The following is a 15,712-nucleotide window of genomic DNA, read 5'->3' as shown; positions in this document are numbered from 1 at the left end:
TGGCCCAGCCAGAAGAAAACCGGTTTTCTTAATGAGGAAGCTACGCCGCCGTCTCCGTGCGTTGTCAAGGGTCCGCAAGCAATCTCCGCAGAAGAACACCGGTTTTCCGGTGCGCTAGGCTGACCGGTGTCACGACGATGGGGAGGCAAGGAAGTGCCAGAGAGGCCAGCGGGGCCGGACACACGCCCGGGCCGCGCCCGGCTCATCGACGTGGCCAACCGCGCGGGCGTCACGAAATCCGTGGTCTCCCGCGTGCTCAACGGCGACCCGACCCTCTCGGCCCGTGACGAGACCCGCCGGCGCGTCCGCGACGCCGCCGAGGCGCTCGGTTACCAGCCCCACGCGGGAGCCAGGGCCCTTGCCCGTGCTCAGGCCCGTGCCATCGCGCTGCTGATTCCCGACCTCACCAACCCCGTCTACGCGCGCATCATCCGCGGCGCCTACCAGCGCGCGCTGGAACGCGGCTACGTCCTGCTGTTCATCGAGGACGCTCCCGGCCGTCGGGCGGACGACATGCTGCTCGACCTGGTCAACACAGGCCGCGTGGACGGCCTGCTCATCGCCTCGGCCCGCCCGGGCCGCCAGTGGCAGCACAGCACTGAACTAGCCGCCGTGCCGCACGTCTTCGTCAACCGCGAAGTGCGCGGCAGCCACCGCAACGTCACCACCGACCTGGCAGGCGCCAGCGCCGTCGCGGTACGCCACCTCGCCGACCACGGGCATCGACGCATCGGCCATGTCGCCGGCCCGCAACGCGTTCCCTCCTCCGCGGCGCGCCGCCGCGGTTTCCTGGCCGAGGCCGACCGGCTCGGCCTGGCGTCGGCTCCCGTCGCGCACGGCGCCTTCAGTGAAGAGGGAGGCGCCAAGGCAGCCATCCGCCTGCTGACCGGGCACCCCGACCTCACCGCGCTCTACGTCAGCACCCTCGGACAAGCCATCGGCGTCCTGCACGCCGCCCGCCAGTGCGAACGGAGCGTGCCCGGGGATCTGTCCGTCATCACCTACGACGATCTTCCACTGGCCGACTACCTCGACCCGCCCCTGACCACGGTCGCCATGCCCCTTCAGGAACTCGGCGCCGCCGCCGTCGACGCCCTGTGGGACCAGCTGAGCGGCAGCCCCCCACACAACGTGAACGTTCCCGCCCAGCCAACTGTGGTCCCCCGGCAATCCGTCGCCTCACCTCGAACCGGTCACGCCGACTAGTAGTGCTTCGTTAGGTTCTGTGTCTGGTTCGGTTACGGGGTAGGGGTCGGTTGCAGGTGGTGCAGGTGCCGGTCCAGCTCTTCAGCAGGTCCTGGAGGGTGTCGAGGACCTGGTAAAGGGTCAGGCCGGCGTGTGGACTTTTGGGTCGAGCCGCCTGAGGGTGAGGAAGGCTTGAGCGGCGGTGACGAGAGTGACGTGGTGGTGCCGGCCGCGCCAGGTGCGTCCCATGCTGCGCGCACTGGAGAAGTGGGGGTTCGATCCGATTCCCTGCGATCTCCTGCACTACGCACCCTTCGGAGGCTCTTTCCACTGCGCGACCCTCGACATCCGGCGGCGCGGTGGGCTGGAGTCCTATACCGACTGAGACACGCCTCCGCGCCACCGAGCCGACAGGGTACGGCACTGAGAGGCTCGCCCAGCGGCCGCGCGAGCGTACGTCATCCCTGGGTCCGTGACTGCGCGGGCAGGGGCACTCGTCGGGCACTTCGCCACCGTGGAGATCACCTCCTCCCCCGGCTCGCGGAGGCTGGCACAGGCCCTGCGCCGCGCGGGCGAGGGCCCCGCCGCCCAGCGGTTCTACGACGAGCACGTGGAAGCCGACGCGGTCCACGAACAGGTGGTGCGCCACGAGGTGATCGGCGGCCTGCTGGAGGACGGGCCCGGCCTGGCGGCCGACATCGTCCTCGGCATCGAGGCGACCGGCCACCTGGAAGACCTCCTCGGGGACCACCTCCTGGCGGCGTGGCGCGAGGGCCGCTCAGCCCTGCGCACACCACCGACACCCTGACCGCGCAAGGCGTTTACTGCCGGACACCTTCAGGACTGTTGCGGCGCACGTTCATTCTGATGCCGCGCCCGGCCGTCGTACGCAACCGCTTCGCAGAGCCCCGGGCCACAGACCTGAGTCCGCGGCAGTCGTCGGAAGCACTGCACCAGGGTGGCCTTCTCCCCGTAGGCGGAGGCTTCCCCGTGGCCAGGAGCCCATCTGTAGCCGAATGGCACCCGGAACTCGTCGGCGGGCACCAACTGGAGCCAGTCGACGTGACACCTACCGGCTGTGGCTTCGGTGCGGTAGCTCGGCAGGCAACCAGAGGAGTTTGACCCTCAGCTTCCGCGGCGTTCACTCACGCTCCAGCAACTCCGTCTGGGGCCTCTCCCTCGGTATCCGGGCGACGAACGGCAACCAACCCCTCATTTGACTGGCAGTCAGGAAGGTCAGCAAAAGGTCAGCATCGATCCGATCGAACCTTGACGCACAAGCGTGAACACGAGACTCGACGTACTTCCTCACCAGGACAGCAGACCCTCGATCCCAAGCACAGGACAGGACACCTATCGAGGGTCCTGGCACGGCGCCCATCAATGGGAGGAAAACCGACCCGACCACAGGTTTCCCCAGGTCAGCGCACTCGCCCACGTGGCTTCAGCGGGGTTGAGGGCAGCTCCGGGGCGGGCAGGCGGGCGCCGTCGTAGCCCTGCACCTCGCCGAACCGCGAGCCTTCCTCCCAGTCTTTTCGCGCCTGTACGATCTCCTCACCGGATCGGGCGATGAAGTTCCAGAACATGACCAGTTCCTCCTCGAACGGCTCGCCGCCCAGGAGCATCAGCCCGGCGTCGGAGACGGCGCGCAGAGGCAGTTCGGTGCGGCCGCATCCGAGGTAGAGCATCGAGCCGGGCAGCACGGGGACGCCGTCGACCTCGGCCTCGCCCGACATGGACAGGACCGCGTACTCGAAGTCGGGGTCCAGGGGCAGGCGGGCCTCGGCGCCACCGGCCAGGGTCACGTCGGCGCCGACGATCGGGGTGTACGCGGTGCCGGGCGAGGCCGCACCGTCCAGTTCGCCCAGGATGACGGTCGCGGTCACGCCGGGGGCGGTGACGACGGGCAGGTCCGTGTGGTGCTGGAAGTGCGGCTCGATGTTGCGGTGCGCTTCCGGGAGGGCCACCCAGAGCTGCGCTCCGTGCAGCAGCCGGGCATGTTCCTTCGGGCTCTCCTCGGAGTGGCTGATGGCGCGGCCCGAGGTCATCAGGCCCAGTTCCCGGGGGCGTACCGTCTGCAGGCTGCCGAGACTGTCCCGGTGAAGGACTTCCCCGTCGTGGAGCCAGCTGACGGTCTGGAGTCCCATGTGGGGATGCGGCGGGACCTGCATTCCGGGCTCGTCGGCGATGTCGTCGGGGCCGTAGTGGTCCACGAAGGCCCAGGCGCCCACCATGCGCCGGCCCAGATTGGGCAGCAGACGGCGGACCTCGGTGCCCTCGCCGAGCTGGACGCGGCGGGGGGCGAGAAGCTCACGGACGGGCTCGGCGACGACGAAGCCGCGCCCTCCGCAGACGGAGGGCGTGGCCTGGCGATCGAGATTGCTCATGGCGCTCAACCTATTCCCGTAGGGGCGTGGAGCACCGGTCCCACGCCAGAATTTTAGTGGAATGTTCAACCATTGTGCGGTGTTGTCATGGCTGAACGTACGGCGAGGCGGTCCGGAGACGGCCCGCACCACACGAAGGAGGACGCGTGAGCGAGACCGAGACCTACTACGAGTTCGGCACCGCCGCCGACCGGTGGGACCGGGCGCAGATGTTCTTCGAGGCCAAGGAGTACCTGACGGCCGCGCGGATCCTGGGTGGACTCGTCGGGGAAGCGCCGGAGCAGGTCGCGCCGCGGCTGCTGTTGGCCCGCTCCTACTACCACTCCGCCCGCCTGGGTAAGGCGGAGCAGGAGCTCCGGGCCATTCTGGAGCTCGACCCGGTGGAGAGCTACGCGCACCTGATGCTGGGCCGGACGCTGGAGCGCCAGGGGCGGATCGCCGACGCGGCGCCGCACCTGCGGATGGCCGCCGCCCTCACCGGCGACTTCGGCCCCGGAGCCACGCGCTCCTGAGCCGCTCCGTGTCACCGACCGGGCCCGCACCACTCGGTGCGGGCCCGGTCTCCTTTACCCGCCGATACGAGCATCGGACAATGGGATCTCCAGGACGAAGGGGTGGAAGATGCACGGATCCAGGAGTGCCGCATTAGGCCGGGCGCGGTCGGCCGCGCTCATCGGGCTGGCGGTGGCGGTTTCGGCCGGCTGCTCCGGTGGCGATGACGGAAAGAACCCGGAGGCGGCGGAGCAGACCGCTCGCCCGCCGGGAACCCACAGTTGGACCAGCAGACCCTGCGATCTCCTCACGGGCGAAGCTCCCGCCGAGGGCTTCACCCTCGGGAGCACCACCGACTCCGCCTCCCCCGACGCCCAGGAGGACATCGGCGAGAACGGCGCGCGGCCGCTGTACCGGCAGACCGGCTGCCTCGCGGACCTGAAGGCCGCCGACGGCACGTTCTGGAAGCTCAGCACCAGGGCCTCGGTGTACGAGGCCACCGGGGCCGCCCGTCACGCGTACCGCGTCAAGGAGGACCTCGACCGTGCCCACGGACGCGGGCCCGAGAAAGTCCACGAAGCCGCCTACGCGATACCGGCCGACGACCAGGGGCGCCCCGGCCGCACCCTCCTCCTGTGGAACGGCGACCTCGTGCTCACAGTGTCCGCGTACGCACCGCACGGGAGCACGGAACACGACGTACAGGAAAGCCTCGAACGGATCGTCGACAACGCGGCACGCCGCACGGAGGACGGCCTCCGCGATCACGACGCCTCCTCCCCCGCACCATGACGACCTCCGCGCCCTGCCTCCTGCCTTCTGCCCCAGATTCCCGGCACCCGGCACCATGACGTCTGTCGCCTGACGCCCCGATGTCCGACTCCCTCGACGACCACACGGTCCGGCAGCGCCCTTGGTTCGGTTCAGCCGTCCGGCCTGGCGTTCGCCACCCGGTCGAGCCACTCCTTCATCAGCGCTGCTTCGGCGGTGCTCAGGCCCGCCCCGTGCTCCTGCCGCAGCAGGGCGCTCAACCGGGCTTACCCGGCGGGTTCCTTCGTGCGCGTCAGTACATGCGCACTGGTGCGTCCGCATGTGCGCGTGCGGTCGGACTCAGTTCACCGCACTCGCGGTTCGGGGCGTCGCGGCAGGGGTGGCCGGCGACAGGAGACGTTCGGTGAGGCGCCCGAAGACGACGCCGAAGACGCTCCACAGCGTCACCTGCACCGCGAGCGTGGAGAGCCGGAACTCCCACAGCAGCCCGGCCGGGAAGTCCTTGCCCACTTCGTCGAAGGAGGGCAGGAAGGCGTAGGCGAGGCCGATCAGCAGGATGAAGCCGGCGGCGGCCGCCACGGTCGCGTTCCAGTTGCCCAGGCGAGGAGCGAGCCGTCTGCCGATGATGACGGCGGCGACGGCCAGCAGCACGCTGAGGGCGACCATCAGGAAGAACAGGGCGGTGCGCTCGCCGATGGTGTCGGGGTTGCCGACGGCGGGCGGATTCGCCGGGTATTTGAGGAACGGCACCACGTAGACCGTGAGCAGGGCGGCGCCCGCGATCAACGCCGCGGTGGCCCGGGGGCCGAAGTCACCGATGCGGCCCAGTGCGTAGCAGAACACGAGGGCGGCGATCCCGCCCACGGCGACGCCGAAGACCAGAACACCGGTGGCGAGTCCGCCGGTGGCCTGCATGGTGCGGCTCACCAACTCCTCGCCACCGCCGTGGTCGTGGCTGTGCGCCTCTTCGAGGGCGATGGCCGCGTCCACCTGGGACTCACCGAGGAAGTAGGCCACGGCGAGCGCGAACGCGCCCGCGATCAGGCCCGCGAGCATGCCGCGCACGAGCAGAGCCCTGACAGATATGGAGTTCACGTTGGTTTCCTGTTTTCTCTTGCTTCCCGTGTCCACTGATTCCCTGGTAGCTCAGGTGTCTCAGTGGCAGGGGAAGCCGAGCAGGTGACGGCCGTCGTGAACCCACTCGTGGACGCCTTCGCCCGAGATGAGCGCTGTGGCGCCCTGTTCGGCGCCGACGAAGTACAGCAGGACGAGCATGAGGATGCCGAAGAAGACCGCCCACGGGGCAATGGTCTTCGCCGAGATCGGGGCGATCGTGGATGTACCTGTTGCCGGAACGGCGGACTGCGCCATGGCAGAACCTCCTGTGGGAACACGCGTCCCTGTCGTGGTGCCTCGGACGAAGGTGCCGGGTCTGACTTCCCCGCGCACGCGGGGTCACAGTGGCGCGACCGTGCCGGATTCTCACCGGGCTTCCGTCGCACCCTCGTCATGGTCGACGCGACCATACCGCCTGCGGGCAGGCGCCGCCATGGTCCAATCTGCGGGGTCGCGGAGCACGGATCGCGTGGGGCGACAGCCCTGGGGCCCCTGGTGAAGAAGTAAGGGCAGGGACATGACAGTACGGGTGATGTTGATCTCACCGGCGATGAACGCCGCGCTGCGGGAGGCCCGCTTCGACGGCGACGCTCCCCTGGACCGGTCCGGCCGGGAGCGCGCGCGGGCAGCGGCCGACGCGGTGCCGGTGACCGGACTCGCGCTCAGCGGCCCCTCCGGGCGGTGCCGCGAGACCGCCGAGGCGCTCGGGCTGGCGGCGCGGACCGACCCGGTGCTGGCCGGCTGGGATCTGGCGCGGTGGTCCGGCCGCCGCCTCGACGATGTGGCGGCCGCCGAGCCCGCCCGGCTGACCGCCTGGCTCGGTGATCCTTCGGCCGCCCCGCACGGCGGCGAGTCGCTGCGGGACCTGATCGGGAGGATCGGAGGATGGCTGGACTCCCTCGGCGGACCGGACGCACCCGGCGCGGACTTCCTGGCCGTGGCCGAGGCCGCCGTCCTCCGGGCGGCGGTCGTCCATGGTCTGCGGCTGCCGGCGGAAGCGTTCTGGCGGCTGGATGTCGCCCCGCTGACGCTGACCGAACTCAGCGGGCGGTCGGGCCGGTGGAACGTGGGGCTGGGCCGCCCGCTCACCGCCCCCACGACCGGCTGAACGCCACTGCGCTACGCCCCCGTCCGCCACTGCGCAGCCCCCACACAGCCCGGCCGGCCGGGCGTCACGCCCCCTCGCTCTCCCGCCAGTCGGGCCGGACCAGCACGGCCGTGGCGACGATGCCGTCCTCGATCCGCCACTGCCCGTGCAGCGTCGTCGGCAGGGCCGGGTCCGTGAGGAGCAGACGCGCCGCGAACGTGCCCTCGGCAGCGGTGCCCCCTTGAGGCGTGTCGCCCGTGTCGCCTCGGCCGCCCGTCTGCTGGAACGTCAGATCTGCCTGGATGAAGTCGAGTTCGATTCCCGTGACCGGGTACCAGGTCTTGAACACGCTCTCCTTGGCACTGAACAGGACACGGTCCCAGTGGATTTCGCCCTTGCCTTCCGGCGCAGGCGGACCGATCCGCGCACGTTCGGCGGGCAGGGTCACCAACTCCCGTACGCCGGTGGGGAGCGGAGCGTGCGGTTCCGCGTCGATGCCGAGCGACAGCACGCCCTTCGCGCGGGCCAGCGCGGCCGCCCGGTACCCGTCGCAGTGGGTGAGGCTGCCGACGATTCCCTCGGGCCACAGCGGTCGTCCCCGGTGACCGTGGAGCACGGCCACGGGTGGCAGACCGAGTCCGGCCATGGCGCGCCGGGCGCAGGCGCGGGCCGTCGAGAAGTCGTTCCTGCGTTTGGCCACGCTCTTGGCGACCAGCGCCTCCTCCTCCGGGAAGAGGGTTCCGTCGGGGACGGTCTCCGCGCGGGTGGCGGCACAGGAGACGTCGGCGGGCAGCAGTCGCTCGATCACGAGGAGCCTCCGGGGGTGCGCCGCTGTGCGGACGGTTCGGCGTCGGTGCGGGCGGGCGGGGCGGGTTGCCCCTCGTAGGGGAGGATCTGCCGCAGCAGGCCGCGCGGGTGCCCCCTCTCGCGCCACTCCCTGGGGTAGCCGATGGAGACCTCCTCGAAGCGCACCCCGTCGTACCAGGTCGTACGGGGGATGTGGAGGTGGCCGTAGACGACGGCGGTGACGTTGAAGCGGCGGTGCCAGTCGGCGGTCAGCTCGGTGCCGCACCACTGGGCGAACTCCGGGTACCACATCACCGATGTGGGTTCCCGGACCAGCGGCCAGTGCCCGGCGAGGACGAGGGGTATCTCGGGGTCGTGCTCCGCGAGCCGGCGCCCGGTCGCGGCGACCCGGGCGCGGCACCAGTCGTCCCGCGTCGGATAGGGATCCGGGTGCAGGAGGTATTCGTCGTTGCAGACGATGCCGGACTCGTGCGCGACGGCCAGCGACTCCTCCTTCGTGTGCGTTCCCGGGGCGCGGAAGGTGTAGTCGTACAGGAGGAAGAGCGGCGCGATCGCCACCGGTCCGTCCGGGCCCGGCCAGAGCGGGAACGGGTCTTCCGGAGTCGTCACTCCGAGGTCCCGGCACAGCTCGACGAGGTGGTCGTAGCGGGCCTGGCCGCGCAGTTGGACCGGGTCCTTGGCCAGGGTCCACAGCTCGTGGTTGCCCGGGGTCCAGATCACGTGGGCGAAGCGCTCCGCGAGGAGTCCGAGCGTCCACCGGATGTCTTCGGGCGTCTCCGCCACATCGCCGGCGACGATCAGCCAGTCCGCGTCGGACGTCGGGTGCAGAGACTCCACGATGGCCCGGTTGTCGGTCACCGCGGCGTGCAGGTCGCTCACGGCCAGCAGACGGCCCGCGCGCTGCTGTCGGCTGCCGTCGCCGGGGGCGGGAACGGCGGCGGGGGCACCGTGCGGTGCGGGGTCGCTCGGAGGCGTCATGGGCGCTGTTTTCCCGATCTGTCGGCAGTGGTCCGGCTCCGTCCGCACGGTGGGGAGCCGCTGGGAACGTAGCCTCTCACGCTCCCCTCGCGGTTCCCCCGGGGTTTCGGATGGCGGGCACGTCGGGCGGGGTCGCTACGGTCACTGATGCTCTGTCAGTCGCTTGCTGTTCGGCGGGAGTTCAGTTCGTTCACCGCACCGAGCGCGTCGCCGACCGTCGTGTAGTCGACGGCGATGAAGGTGACCGGACTGCCGCGTTCCGCCTCGCAGGCACGGGTCCGCTCCAGGACCCAGTCGCGGGCGTTGACGCGGCCGGCGTCCAGGCGGCTGCCTCCCGCGTTCGTGATGAAGTGGTTGAGCAGGAAGAGCTGTTTCCCGGTGCCGCCCCGGTGGGGTTCGCACGTCATCTCGGAGGGGCTCCGGAAGGCGAACGGGGTCTCCATCCCGTACCGGTAGAAGTTGCGGTACCAGGGCGCCGGGCCGTCGGCCTTCTCGGCGAACACCACCAGTCGGCGGCCGCTGTCGATCATCTCCGCCAGGGTGGGCCACGGGGCGTCAGGATCCGCCGAGGGGGTGTGCAGGAGGTCCTCCAGGCCGGCGGCGCGGAACGCCTCCTCGGTGTCCTCGGGGCTGATGTCGTCCTGGACGATGAGCGTCACGATCTCGGTCGGGTGGGCGCGCAGCCAGTTGCCGATGTCCTCCAGGGCCGGGACCAGTTCGATGGCCCCGGCGCGGCAGACGGCGTGGCAGAGCCAGAGTCCCTCGCGTGGCGGGTTCGCCCGGTCGATGGCGCCGGTGATCAGGCGCCGTTGCTCAGGGGTGAATTCGGGGGAGTCGAGACGCCCGGCGATGTCCTGCGGTCGCTCCCAGCGGTACGTGTCGAGCTGGAGGGCCCGGACGCCCGTGTTGAGCTGGGTGGTGATGTCGGGGTCCTGGAGGGGGCCGATGAACCGGTCCGCGGTGGTGGACATGGCGTTGTGCGAGGTGAGGTAGGCGGCTTCGTCGTAGCGCAGTTCGCACAGGCGGCTGCTGCCCAGGCACTGGCGGGGTGCGGACGGGCCGAACACGGGCGGCACCAGCAGCACGCCGGCCAGTGCGGCACAGGCCACGCCCGCCGCCGTCGTCCGCACCGCTGTCGGGGTCGGGGTCGGCATCCGACCCGGGCGCACCAGGAACGCCCAGCCCACGCCCGTGAGGAGCACGCCGCCGACGAGGGCCGTGAGGGCGGCGCTCAGCCCGGTGGCGACCGCCTGGTTCACGGCGTTGCGCTGGAGGTCGTCGAGGAGCGCGGCGACGCTCGGGGCCCAGGAGGACGGTGTGGTGAGGAGGCGTCCTCCGGTGATCAGGCGGGCCAGAAGCACGGCCGCGGCGGTCAGGACTCCCGCGCAGGCGAGCGCCTGCCCCAGTCGCATCAGCCGGCGGGCCGGGGCGGCGGGACCGGTGAACCAGAGCGTCGTGAGCGTGGCCAGTGCGACGGTGAGGGCGAGGACCTGGAGCAGGGTCAGGAGCCTGATCGCGTCACGGGCCCGCTCCAGGGCCGTGAGGTCCATCCCGGCGGTGGTCAGGGTGCCGGTGAGGTCCCACGTACCGTCCTGGAGGGTGGTGCGGAGGTCGGCGGCGGCGGTCCGTGAACCGTCGGAGAGCGCGGCGGCCGCGGTGGCTGCCAGCGCGGTCGATACGTCTCCCTCCCCCAGGGCCACCTCGATCTCGGGGCGCAGCGCCACCCGCTCCCGCTCCGGGACCGTCGTGAGGAGGGCGTCGGCGGCGCGGTCGGCCTGGTCCTTGGTGAGCGGCAGCGTGGGCAGGTTGGGGGCGCGGCCCTCCTTGAGGGCGTCGAGCGCCGTGGCGAGGTCGGCGGTGAACCGTTCGAAGTCCGGCCGGTCACTGCCCTGGATACTGGCCACCAGGTCGCCGAAGTAGACGCGTGCGAGGTCGGCGAGGTTCTCCAGCACCGGGGCCAGGTCGACGGTCAGCCGGAGCTCGTCACGGTCGCCGCGCAGATAGCCGGTCACCGCCTCGATCTGCTGGTCGGTGAGGGCCCGGACCGTGGCGGACGGCAGCACGACCTTGATGTTCGACGTCACCAGCGCCTCGGGCACGGGCAGGCGCGCGAGCAGATCGCGGGTGACGGGCGAGATCTCCGGGTCGACGAGCACCTCGGTGTAGAGCCGGTCGTAGGCCGACTCCTCGTCCAGCACCGCCTGGTAGAAGCCGGGCGAGGCCACCGTGGACCGGACGGTCGCGGTCAGGGCGACCGTCGTCACGCACAGGACGGCCAGCAGGAAGGCGAGCACCGGCACGAGACGGCCGGGCCGGCCCGGGGGCGCGGATCCCCATGTCGGCCCGAGCGGGTTCGCGGTCGGTTCGGCGATCACCCGCCCAGCCTATGCGGAATATCAGCTTTTATGCGTGAATGATGATATTTAGGAGCTGAGGAGCCCGCTGTGCACTCCGTTCACCTGGCCGTGCTGATGACGAGTCACGACCGCCGTGCGCGAACGCTGTCCGTGCTGCGCGCCCTGGAGGAGCAGCGCGGGCTCCCCGCCGGGACGACGCTCGGGGTGCATCTCGTGGACACCGGCAGCACCGACGGTACGCCGGAGGCGGTCCGGCTGCGGCATCCGGCGGTGGAGGTGATGTCGGTGGGCGCGGACACGCCCCACAACCTGGCGCTGCGCATCGCGAGCCGCAACAGCCGCAGCGGCGGCGGGGGCGGCGGTCCGCTCGGCGGCGCGCCCGGCGGGCCGACGTATTCGTGGACGCATCAGCTCTGGCTCGACGGCGGGGTCGAACTCTTCCCGGACGCCCTCGCGAACCTGCTGCGGACGGCCGGGGCGTCCGGGACCGGGGCCGTCGTCGTGGGCGCCGTGCGGAACGCGTACGGGGACACGGTGTACTCCGGCCGGCGGGGCCGTTCCCTGACCCTCGTCGAGCCCGGCGAGCACCGGCCCGAGCCCTGCGACACGTACGACGGGCGCGTGGTCCTGGTGCCCCGTGCCGTGTACGACCTCGTCGGGGACCCCGACAAGGTCTTCCGCCACCGGATGGGCGACTACGACCACGGCAGCCGGGCGCGGCGGGCAGGCGTGAACGCGTTCGTCGCCCCGGGGCATGCCGGTGAGTGCGTGGGTGGGCCGGACGCCCCCGGCTCCCGGGAGCCGGGGATCGGCGTCCGGGAGGCGCTGCGCCGGGCGGCCTCCGTACAGGAGCTGCCGCTCCGCCCGTGGTGGGTCTACTGCCTGCGGCACACCTGGCCGTGGGCGCCATATCTGATGCTCGCCCCGTACGCGCGCGCCGCGGCCCGCGCCACGCTCGGCCGACTGCGGGGGTGATCAGGGGCCGGGCGGCTTCAGCTGCGCTCAGCGGCCACCGCGGCGGCGGACCGGCCGGTGGGCGGGGGCGGCACGGTGGGGCGCCCCGCGGCGGTCCTGGCGGCGCCGGCAGGCGCCCTCTTCCCGGGAGCCGGGCCCGCGACACGCTGTGCGGAGGCGGCGGAGGGGATCGCGGCGCCGGTGGGGGTCGCCGTGGTGCGCCGGGTGACGGTACGGGGTCGGGCCGTGCGGAGCGGTGCGTACGCCGGAATCCTCAGCAGCCCGAACACGGCGGCCACGGTCCCGGCCGGCGGCAGGAGGAGGAGCGCGGGGTGCAGCAGTTCCGCGTACACCAGTGTCGCGGTGGTGACCGGCACAGCCGCCCACAGGCCCAGGAGGACCGCCGTGCCCGGCACGGTGACGCGGACCCGGCGCAGGCGGTGCGCGATGTGGTCGTCCGTGTCGCGCAGCAGGGAACGCGCGGCGCGGCGGCGGGAGATCAGGACCAGGGCGGTGTCGGCGAGGGCCACCGTCGCCAGGACCGGCAGCGCGGCCCAGGCGGCTCGGCCCGACGGGGCTGCCGCCTGGATCAGCGCGCCGGAGGCTGCCAGCGCGAATCCGGTGAACTGCGCACCGGACGCGCCGAGCCGGAGGCGGGCGGGGTGCCAGTTGTGGAGCAGGAAGCCGGCCAGGCCCGCCACCAGGGCCGCCGGAAGCAGGGCGAGGGCGGGACTCCCGCCGACGGCGGCGCACGCGAGCAGCCCGGCGGCGGTGACCAGCCCGACGGTGGTCAGCAGTCCGTCGGCGTGGTCCAGCAGGGCGAAGGCGTTGGTGACGAGGACGATCCAGAGCACGGCCAGGACGCCCGCCGCCGGTGACAGTCCGGCGAGGCAGACGACGAGGATCGCGGCGGCCGTCTGGACGGGGAGGCGGAGGGCGGCCCGGAACGGCTTCAGGTCATGGACGAGCCCCAGGACGGCAACGATCCCGGCCCCGGCGAGCAACCCCCCGAGGGAGCCGGCGGAGTCGTCCGCCGCGCCGAGCCACAGGGCCCCGCCGGCCGCAAGGCCGACGCCGAGCACAGCCGTCGCTCCGCCCGTTCTGCGCAGCGCTGCGGCCCGTGGCGCGCGTCCGCCCGGTTCGTCCGGGGCGTGGGAGCGGAGCGCCGCACGGCGGGCGACCTTGGCGAGTGCGACCGTGATGAACAGCGCGGCCACACCGGAGGCGATGATCCCCAGCACGTTCACCTGCCCTGCCTTTCCTCGTTCATGACCTGCGGCGCGGGACTCCGGGCGGCCGGTGGAACGCCTGCCGCCCGGTCCCGGGCCGATTGCGGGTCGGGGGACACGGGACGCCACTCGGGTGGCGTTTCTCCCCAACCTACGGGCCAATGTCCGCATTCATCCTAAATAACACGAAAAGAGCGATGTATTGTTCTGCCGCCGGGCTTCACCAGGGCCGCCTCCGGGACTGCCACCCGGGCTGTCACCCGACTACCGGGAGGCCTGGGCCGACCGCCCGGCAGCCTTCAACAAGACTCTTTGTGAACGGAGTTGAGGGAGAGCGTGGGCGGATGGGCCGTCAGTAACCGAGACCCCGTCCGGCGTTGCGCTCGGCGGCCGCGTGCCACCAGCGGGGCGGAGAGGGACCGGCGACCGCGGCGGTGGGCTGATCGGGGTGCAGGCCCAGGACGCGCAGCGCGTCCCCGCGGACCCGGACGACGTACTGACCGCGCCAGTGCCCGTCCGCGCCGACGCCGCAAAGGAGATCGATACGAACGAGATTCCCGGCGAAGGGCATCCAGTCGACGCCACGGTCCCGCAGTCAGGCGCGGAGGGCCGCCGGGGGCCGCGGACAGCCCGGCAGGTTCTCGCACGACACGACGGCCACCCACGCGGCGCTCGACCCGCTCTCCGTCTTCTCCCCACGCATGGCACCGAGCCTAGCGTCAGCCCGCGATGCGGGCGTCCCGGCCGTCCACGAAGGTCCCGACGATCTCGATGTCCCCGATCCGCGAGGGGCCCACGCGGTGCGGGTCGTCGCCCAGCACCACCAGGTCGGCGCGCATCCCCGGTGAGAGGGCGCCCACCGACGCCTCCCAGCGGCAGGCGTGGGCGCCGGCGACCGTGTAGGCCCGCAGCGCCTCGTCGACGGTGACGGCCTCGTCGGGGCCGACGAGACGGCCCGACGCGGAGGCGCGTTCGACCATGAACTGGATCGCCCGCAGCGGCGAACCGTCCGTGACGGGGCGGTCCGAGCTGCCGACGAGGGCGACCCCGTGGTCCAGGAAGCCCCGGCCCCGGTACAGCCAGCCGGCCCGCTCCTCCCCCATCACCGTCGCGTAGTCGTCGCCGAAGTAGCGCAGGAAGCCGGGCTGGACCACGGCGCTCACGCCGAGCCCGGCGAACCGGGGCAGCTGGTCCGGGCGGATCAGCCCGGCGTGCTCGATGCGGTGGCGCGCGTCCGGGCGGGGGCGCAGCTTCTGGGCCCGCTCCAGGGCGTCCAGGGCGAGGTCGGCGGCGCGGTCGCCGATGGCGTGGACGGCGAGCTGCCAGCCCGCGAGGTGGCCGTCGACGATGAGGTCGGTGAGAAGGCCGGGGTCGTCCTGGAAACGGCCGACGTTGTCGGTCGTGCCCTCGTACGGGGAGGTGAGCGCCGCCGTACGGGCCATCATCCCGCCGTCGGTGTAGATCTTCAGGGCGCCCAGGGACAGCCAGTCGTCGCCGAACCCGGTGCGCAGGCCGAGGTCCAGGGCCCGGGGGAACCCGTCGTCGGCATGGGTGGCGCGGGGGCGCAGGGTGTCGCCGGACGCCATGAGCTGGACCCGCAGGGGCAGTCGGCCGCGGTCCCGGAGCAGTTGATAGGCGCCCAGTTCGACGGGGCTGTGACCGAGGAGCCCGCCGCCTATGCCCGCCTCGGCGCAGGCCGTGATCCCCTCGTCGAGGCAGCCGCGGGCGGCGAGCTCGATCGCGTCGGCCAGTTCTTCCTGGGAGTAGGGCAGCCGCAGCCGGCGGGCGGTGGTCATGGCGCTCTCGGCGAGGAAGCCGTCCTCGTGCGGCGTTCCGTCCGGCAGGAGCTCCAGCACGGCGGTGTTGACGACGCACGCGTGCCCGGAGTCGTGCATCAGGAGGACCTTGCGGCCGTGACTGACCCGGTCCAGTTCGGCGGCGGTCAGATGCCGGCCCAGGGCCCGCTGGTCGTACCCGGCGACGTCCACCCAGGCGCCGGGAGGGGCCGGCCGCCGGGCCGCCGCGTCCACCACGGCGAGGATGTCCTCGACCCGCTCGCACGGGGCGATGCTCGGCGTGCCGGCCTTCAACCCGGCCCAGGCCAGGTGGACATGGCTGTCGATGAAACCGGGCAGCACGGTGGCGCCGTCCAGGTCGACGACCTCGCGGGCGGGCAGGGATGTCACGTCATCGTCCACACCGACGACCCGCCCCCGCCAGATACCCAGGTCGTGGGCGACGGGGTGCCGGGGGTTCATCGTGAGGATGCGCGCGTTGGTCAGTCGCGCACAGAGCATGGCCAGTCCGTCCGTCGGAGTTCGGTGTGCTGTGCGGGCGTGAGGCTTCTCG

14 protein-coding genes, 3 pseudogenes and 1 riboswitch are annotated in these 15,712 nt (G+C 72.1%); of the genes and pseudogenes, 7 read left to right on the top strand and 10 right to left on the bottom strand.

Going from position 1 to position 15,712, the window contains the following annotated elements:
• Nucleotides 1-153 precede the first annotated feature (153 nt).
• From ACIQRW_RS02555 to ACIQRW_RS02545, 3 genes and pseudogenes are all read left to right on the top strand, one after another.
• Nucleotides 154-1,206: a LacI family DNA-binding transcriptional regulator gene (locus tag ACIQRW_RS02555; RefSeq protein WP_403753284.1), complete on the top strand. Its 1,053-nt coding sequence runs from the start codon at nucleotides 154-156 to the stop codon at nucleotides 1,204-1,206.
• 226 nt (nucleotides 1,207-1,432) lie between these two features.
• Nucleotides 1,433-1,570: pseudogene (locus tag ACIQRW_RS02550) on the top strand (amidinotransferase); the annotation flags it as partial.
• Nucleotides 1,571-1,663: 93 nt separating this feature from the next.
• Nucleotides 1,664-1,993, top strand: a pseudogene (locus ACIQRW_RS02545) (iron-containing redox enzyme family protein); the annotation flags it as partial.
• A 613-nt stretch (nucleotides 1,994-2,606) separates the two neighbouring features.
• Here the strand turns inward: ACIQRW_RS02545 and ACIQRW_RS02540 are convergent.
• Nucleotides 2,607-3,572, bottom strand: coding sequence for a pirin family protein (locus ACIQRW_RS02540; RefSeq protein WP_403753281.1), 966 nt, complete (start codon nucleotides 3,570-3,572; stop codon nucleotides 2,607-2,609).
• Nucleotides 3,573-3,718: 146 nt separating this feature from the next.
• On the opposite strand from ACIQRW_RS02540, the gene ACIQRW_RS02535 reads away from it, so the two are divergent.
• Nucleotides 3,719-4,084, top strand: a complete 366-nt coding sequence (locus tag ACIQRW_RS02535) for a tetratricopeptide repeat protein (RefSeq protein ID WP_403753278.1) — start codon at nucleotides 3,719-3,721, stop codon at nucleotides 4,082-4,084.
• 109 nt (nucleotides 4,085-4,193) lie between these two features.
• A complete protein-coding gene (locus ACIQRW_RS02530) occupies nucleotides 4,194-4,856 on the top strand; it encodes a hypothetical protein (protein WP_403753275.1) in 663 nt (220 codons plus the stop codon).
• A gap of 131 nt (nucleotides 4,857-4,987) precedes the next feature.
• Here ACIQRW_RS02530 and ACIQRW_RS02525 read toward each other — a convergent pair.
• From ACIQRW_RS02525 to ACIQRW_RS02515, 3 genes and pseudogenes are all read right to left on the bottom strand, one after another.
• Nucleotides 4,988-5,101, bottom strand: a pseudogene (locus tag ACIQRW_RS02525) (TetR/AcrR family transcriptional regulator); the annotation flags it as partial.
• Nucleotides 5,102-5,174: 73 nt separating this feature from the next.
• Nucleotides 5,175-5,930: a CbtA family protein gene (locus tag ACIQRW_RS02520; protein WP_403753272.1), complete on the bottom strand. Its 756-nt coding sequence runs from the start codon at nucleotides 5,928-5,930 to the stop codon at nucleotides 5,175-5,177.
• Nucleotides 5,931-5,990: 60 nt separating this feature from the next.
• On the bottom strand, nucleotides 5,991-6,206 hold the full coding sequence (locus ACIQRW_RS02515; RefSeq protein WP_007451619.1) for a CbtB-domain containing protein: 216 nt from the start codon (nucleotides 6,204-6,206) through the stop codon (nucleotides 5,991-5,993).
• A 45-nt stretch (nucleotides 6,207-6,251) separates the two neighbouring features.
• Nucleotides 6,252-6,344, bottom strand: a riboswitch (adenosylcobalamin (AdoCbl) riboswitch).
• A gap of 124 nt (nucleotides 6,345-6,468) precedes the next feature.
• On the opposite strand from ACIQRW_RS02515, the gene ACIQRW_RS02510 reads away from it, so the two are divergent.
• The gene (locus tag ACIQRW_RS02510) at nucleotides 6,469-7,059 is read left to right on the top strand and encodes a histidine phosphatase family protein (protein WP_403753269.1); all 591 of its coding nucleotides are present in this window, start codon (nucleotides 6,469-6,471) and stop codon (nucleotides 7,057-7,059) included.
• A gap of 64 nt (nucleotides 7,060-7,123) precedes the next feature.
• Here the strand turns inward: ACIQRW_RS02510 and ACIQRW_RS02505 are convergent, their stop codons facing one another.
• From ACIQRW_RS02505 to ACIQRW_RS02495, 3 genes are all read right to left on the bottom strand, one after another.
• Entirely contained in the window at nucleotides 7,124-7,846 is a 723-nt protein-coding gene (locus tag ACIQRW_RS02505; protein ID WP_403753266.1) for a 4'-phosphopantetheinyl transferase, read from the bottom strand.
• Nucleotides 7,843-8,823, bottom strand: coding sequence for a metallophosphoesterase family protein (locus tag ACIQRW_RS02500; protein WP_403753263.1), 981 nt, complete (start codon nucleotides 8,821-8,823; stop codon nucleotides 7,843-7,845). The genes ACIQRW_RS02505 and ACIQRW_RS02500 overlap by 4 nt, the downstream gene beginning before the upstream one ends.
• Before the next feature lie 155 nt (nucleotides 8,824-8,978).
• On the bottom strand, nucleotides 8,979-11,198 hold the full coding sequence (locus ACIQRW_RS02495) for a hypothetical protein (protein WP_403753260.1): 2,220 nt from the start codon (nucleotides 11,196-11,198) through the stop codon (nucleotides 8,979-8,981).
• Nucleotides 11,199-11,267: 69 nt separating this feature from the next.
• Here ACIQRW_RS02495 and ACIQRW_RS02490 point away from each other — a divergent pair, with 69 nt between their 5' ends.
• A complete protein-coding gene (locus ACIQRW_RS02490) occupies nucleotides 11,268-12,155 on the top strand; it encodes a glycosyltransferase family 2 protein (RefSeq protein WP_403753257.1) in 888 nt (295 codons plus the stop codon).
• Between the two features lie 17 nt (nucleotides 12,156-12,172).
• On the opposite strand, the gene ACIQRW_RS02485 is transcribed toward ACIQRW_RS02490, so the two are convergent.
• From ACIQRW_RS02485 to ACIQRW_RS02475, 3 genes are all read right to left on the bottom strand, one after another.
• Nucleotides 12,173-13,381: an MraY family glycosyltransferase gene (locus tag ACIQRW_RS02485; RefSeq protein WP_403753254.1), complete on the bottom strand. Its 1,209-nt coding sequence runs from the start codon at nucleotides 13,379-13,381 to the stop codon at nucleotides 12,173-12,175.
• Nucleotides 13,382-13,715: 334 nt separating this feature from the next.
• The gene (locus tag ACIQRW_RS02480; RefSeq protein WP_403753251.1) at nucleotides 13,716-13,934 is read right to left on the bottom strand and encodes a hypothetical protein; all 219 of its coding nucleotides are present in this window, start codon (nucleotides 13,932-13,934) and stop codon (nucleotides 13,716-13,718) included.
• A 148-nt stretch (nucleotides 13,935-14,082) separates the two neighbouring features.
• Nucleotides 14,083-15,660, bottom strand: coding sequence for an amidohydrolase (locus ACIQRW_RS02475; protein WP_403753248.1), 1,578 nt, complete (start codon nucleotides 15,658-15,660; stop codon nucleotides 14,083-14,085).
• Nucleotides 15,661-15,712 lie beyond the last annotated feature (52 nt).

It is taken from the genome of Streptomyces sp. NPDC091287 (genome assembly GCF_044768525.1).
Lineage (GTDB): Bacteria > Actinomycetota > Actinomycetes > Streptomycetales > Streptomycetaceae > Streptomyces.
This window is presented reverse-complemented; position numbering and strand designations above follow the sequence as displayed.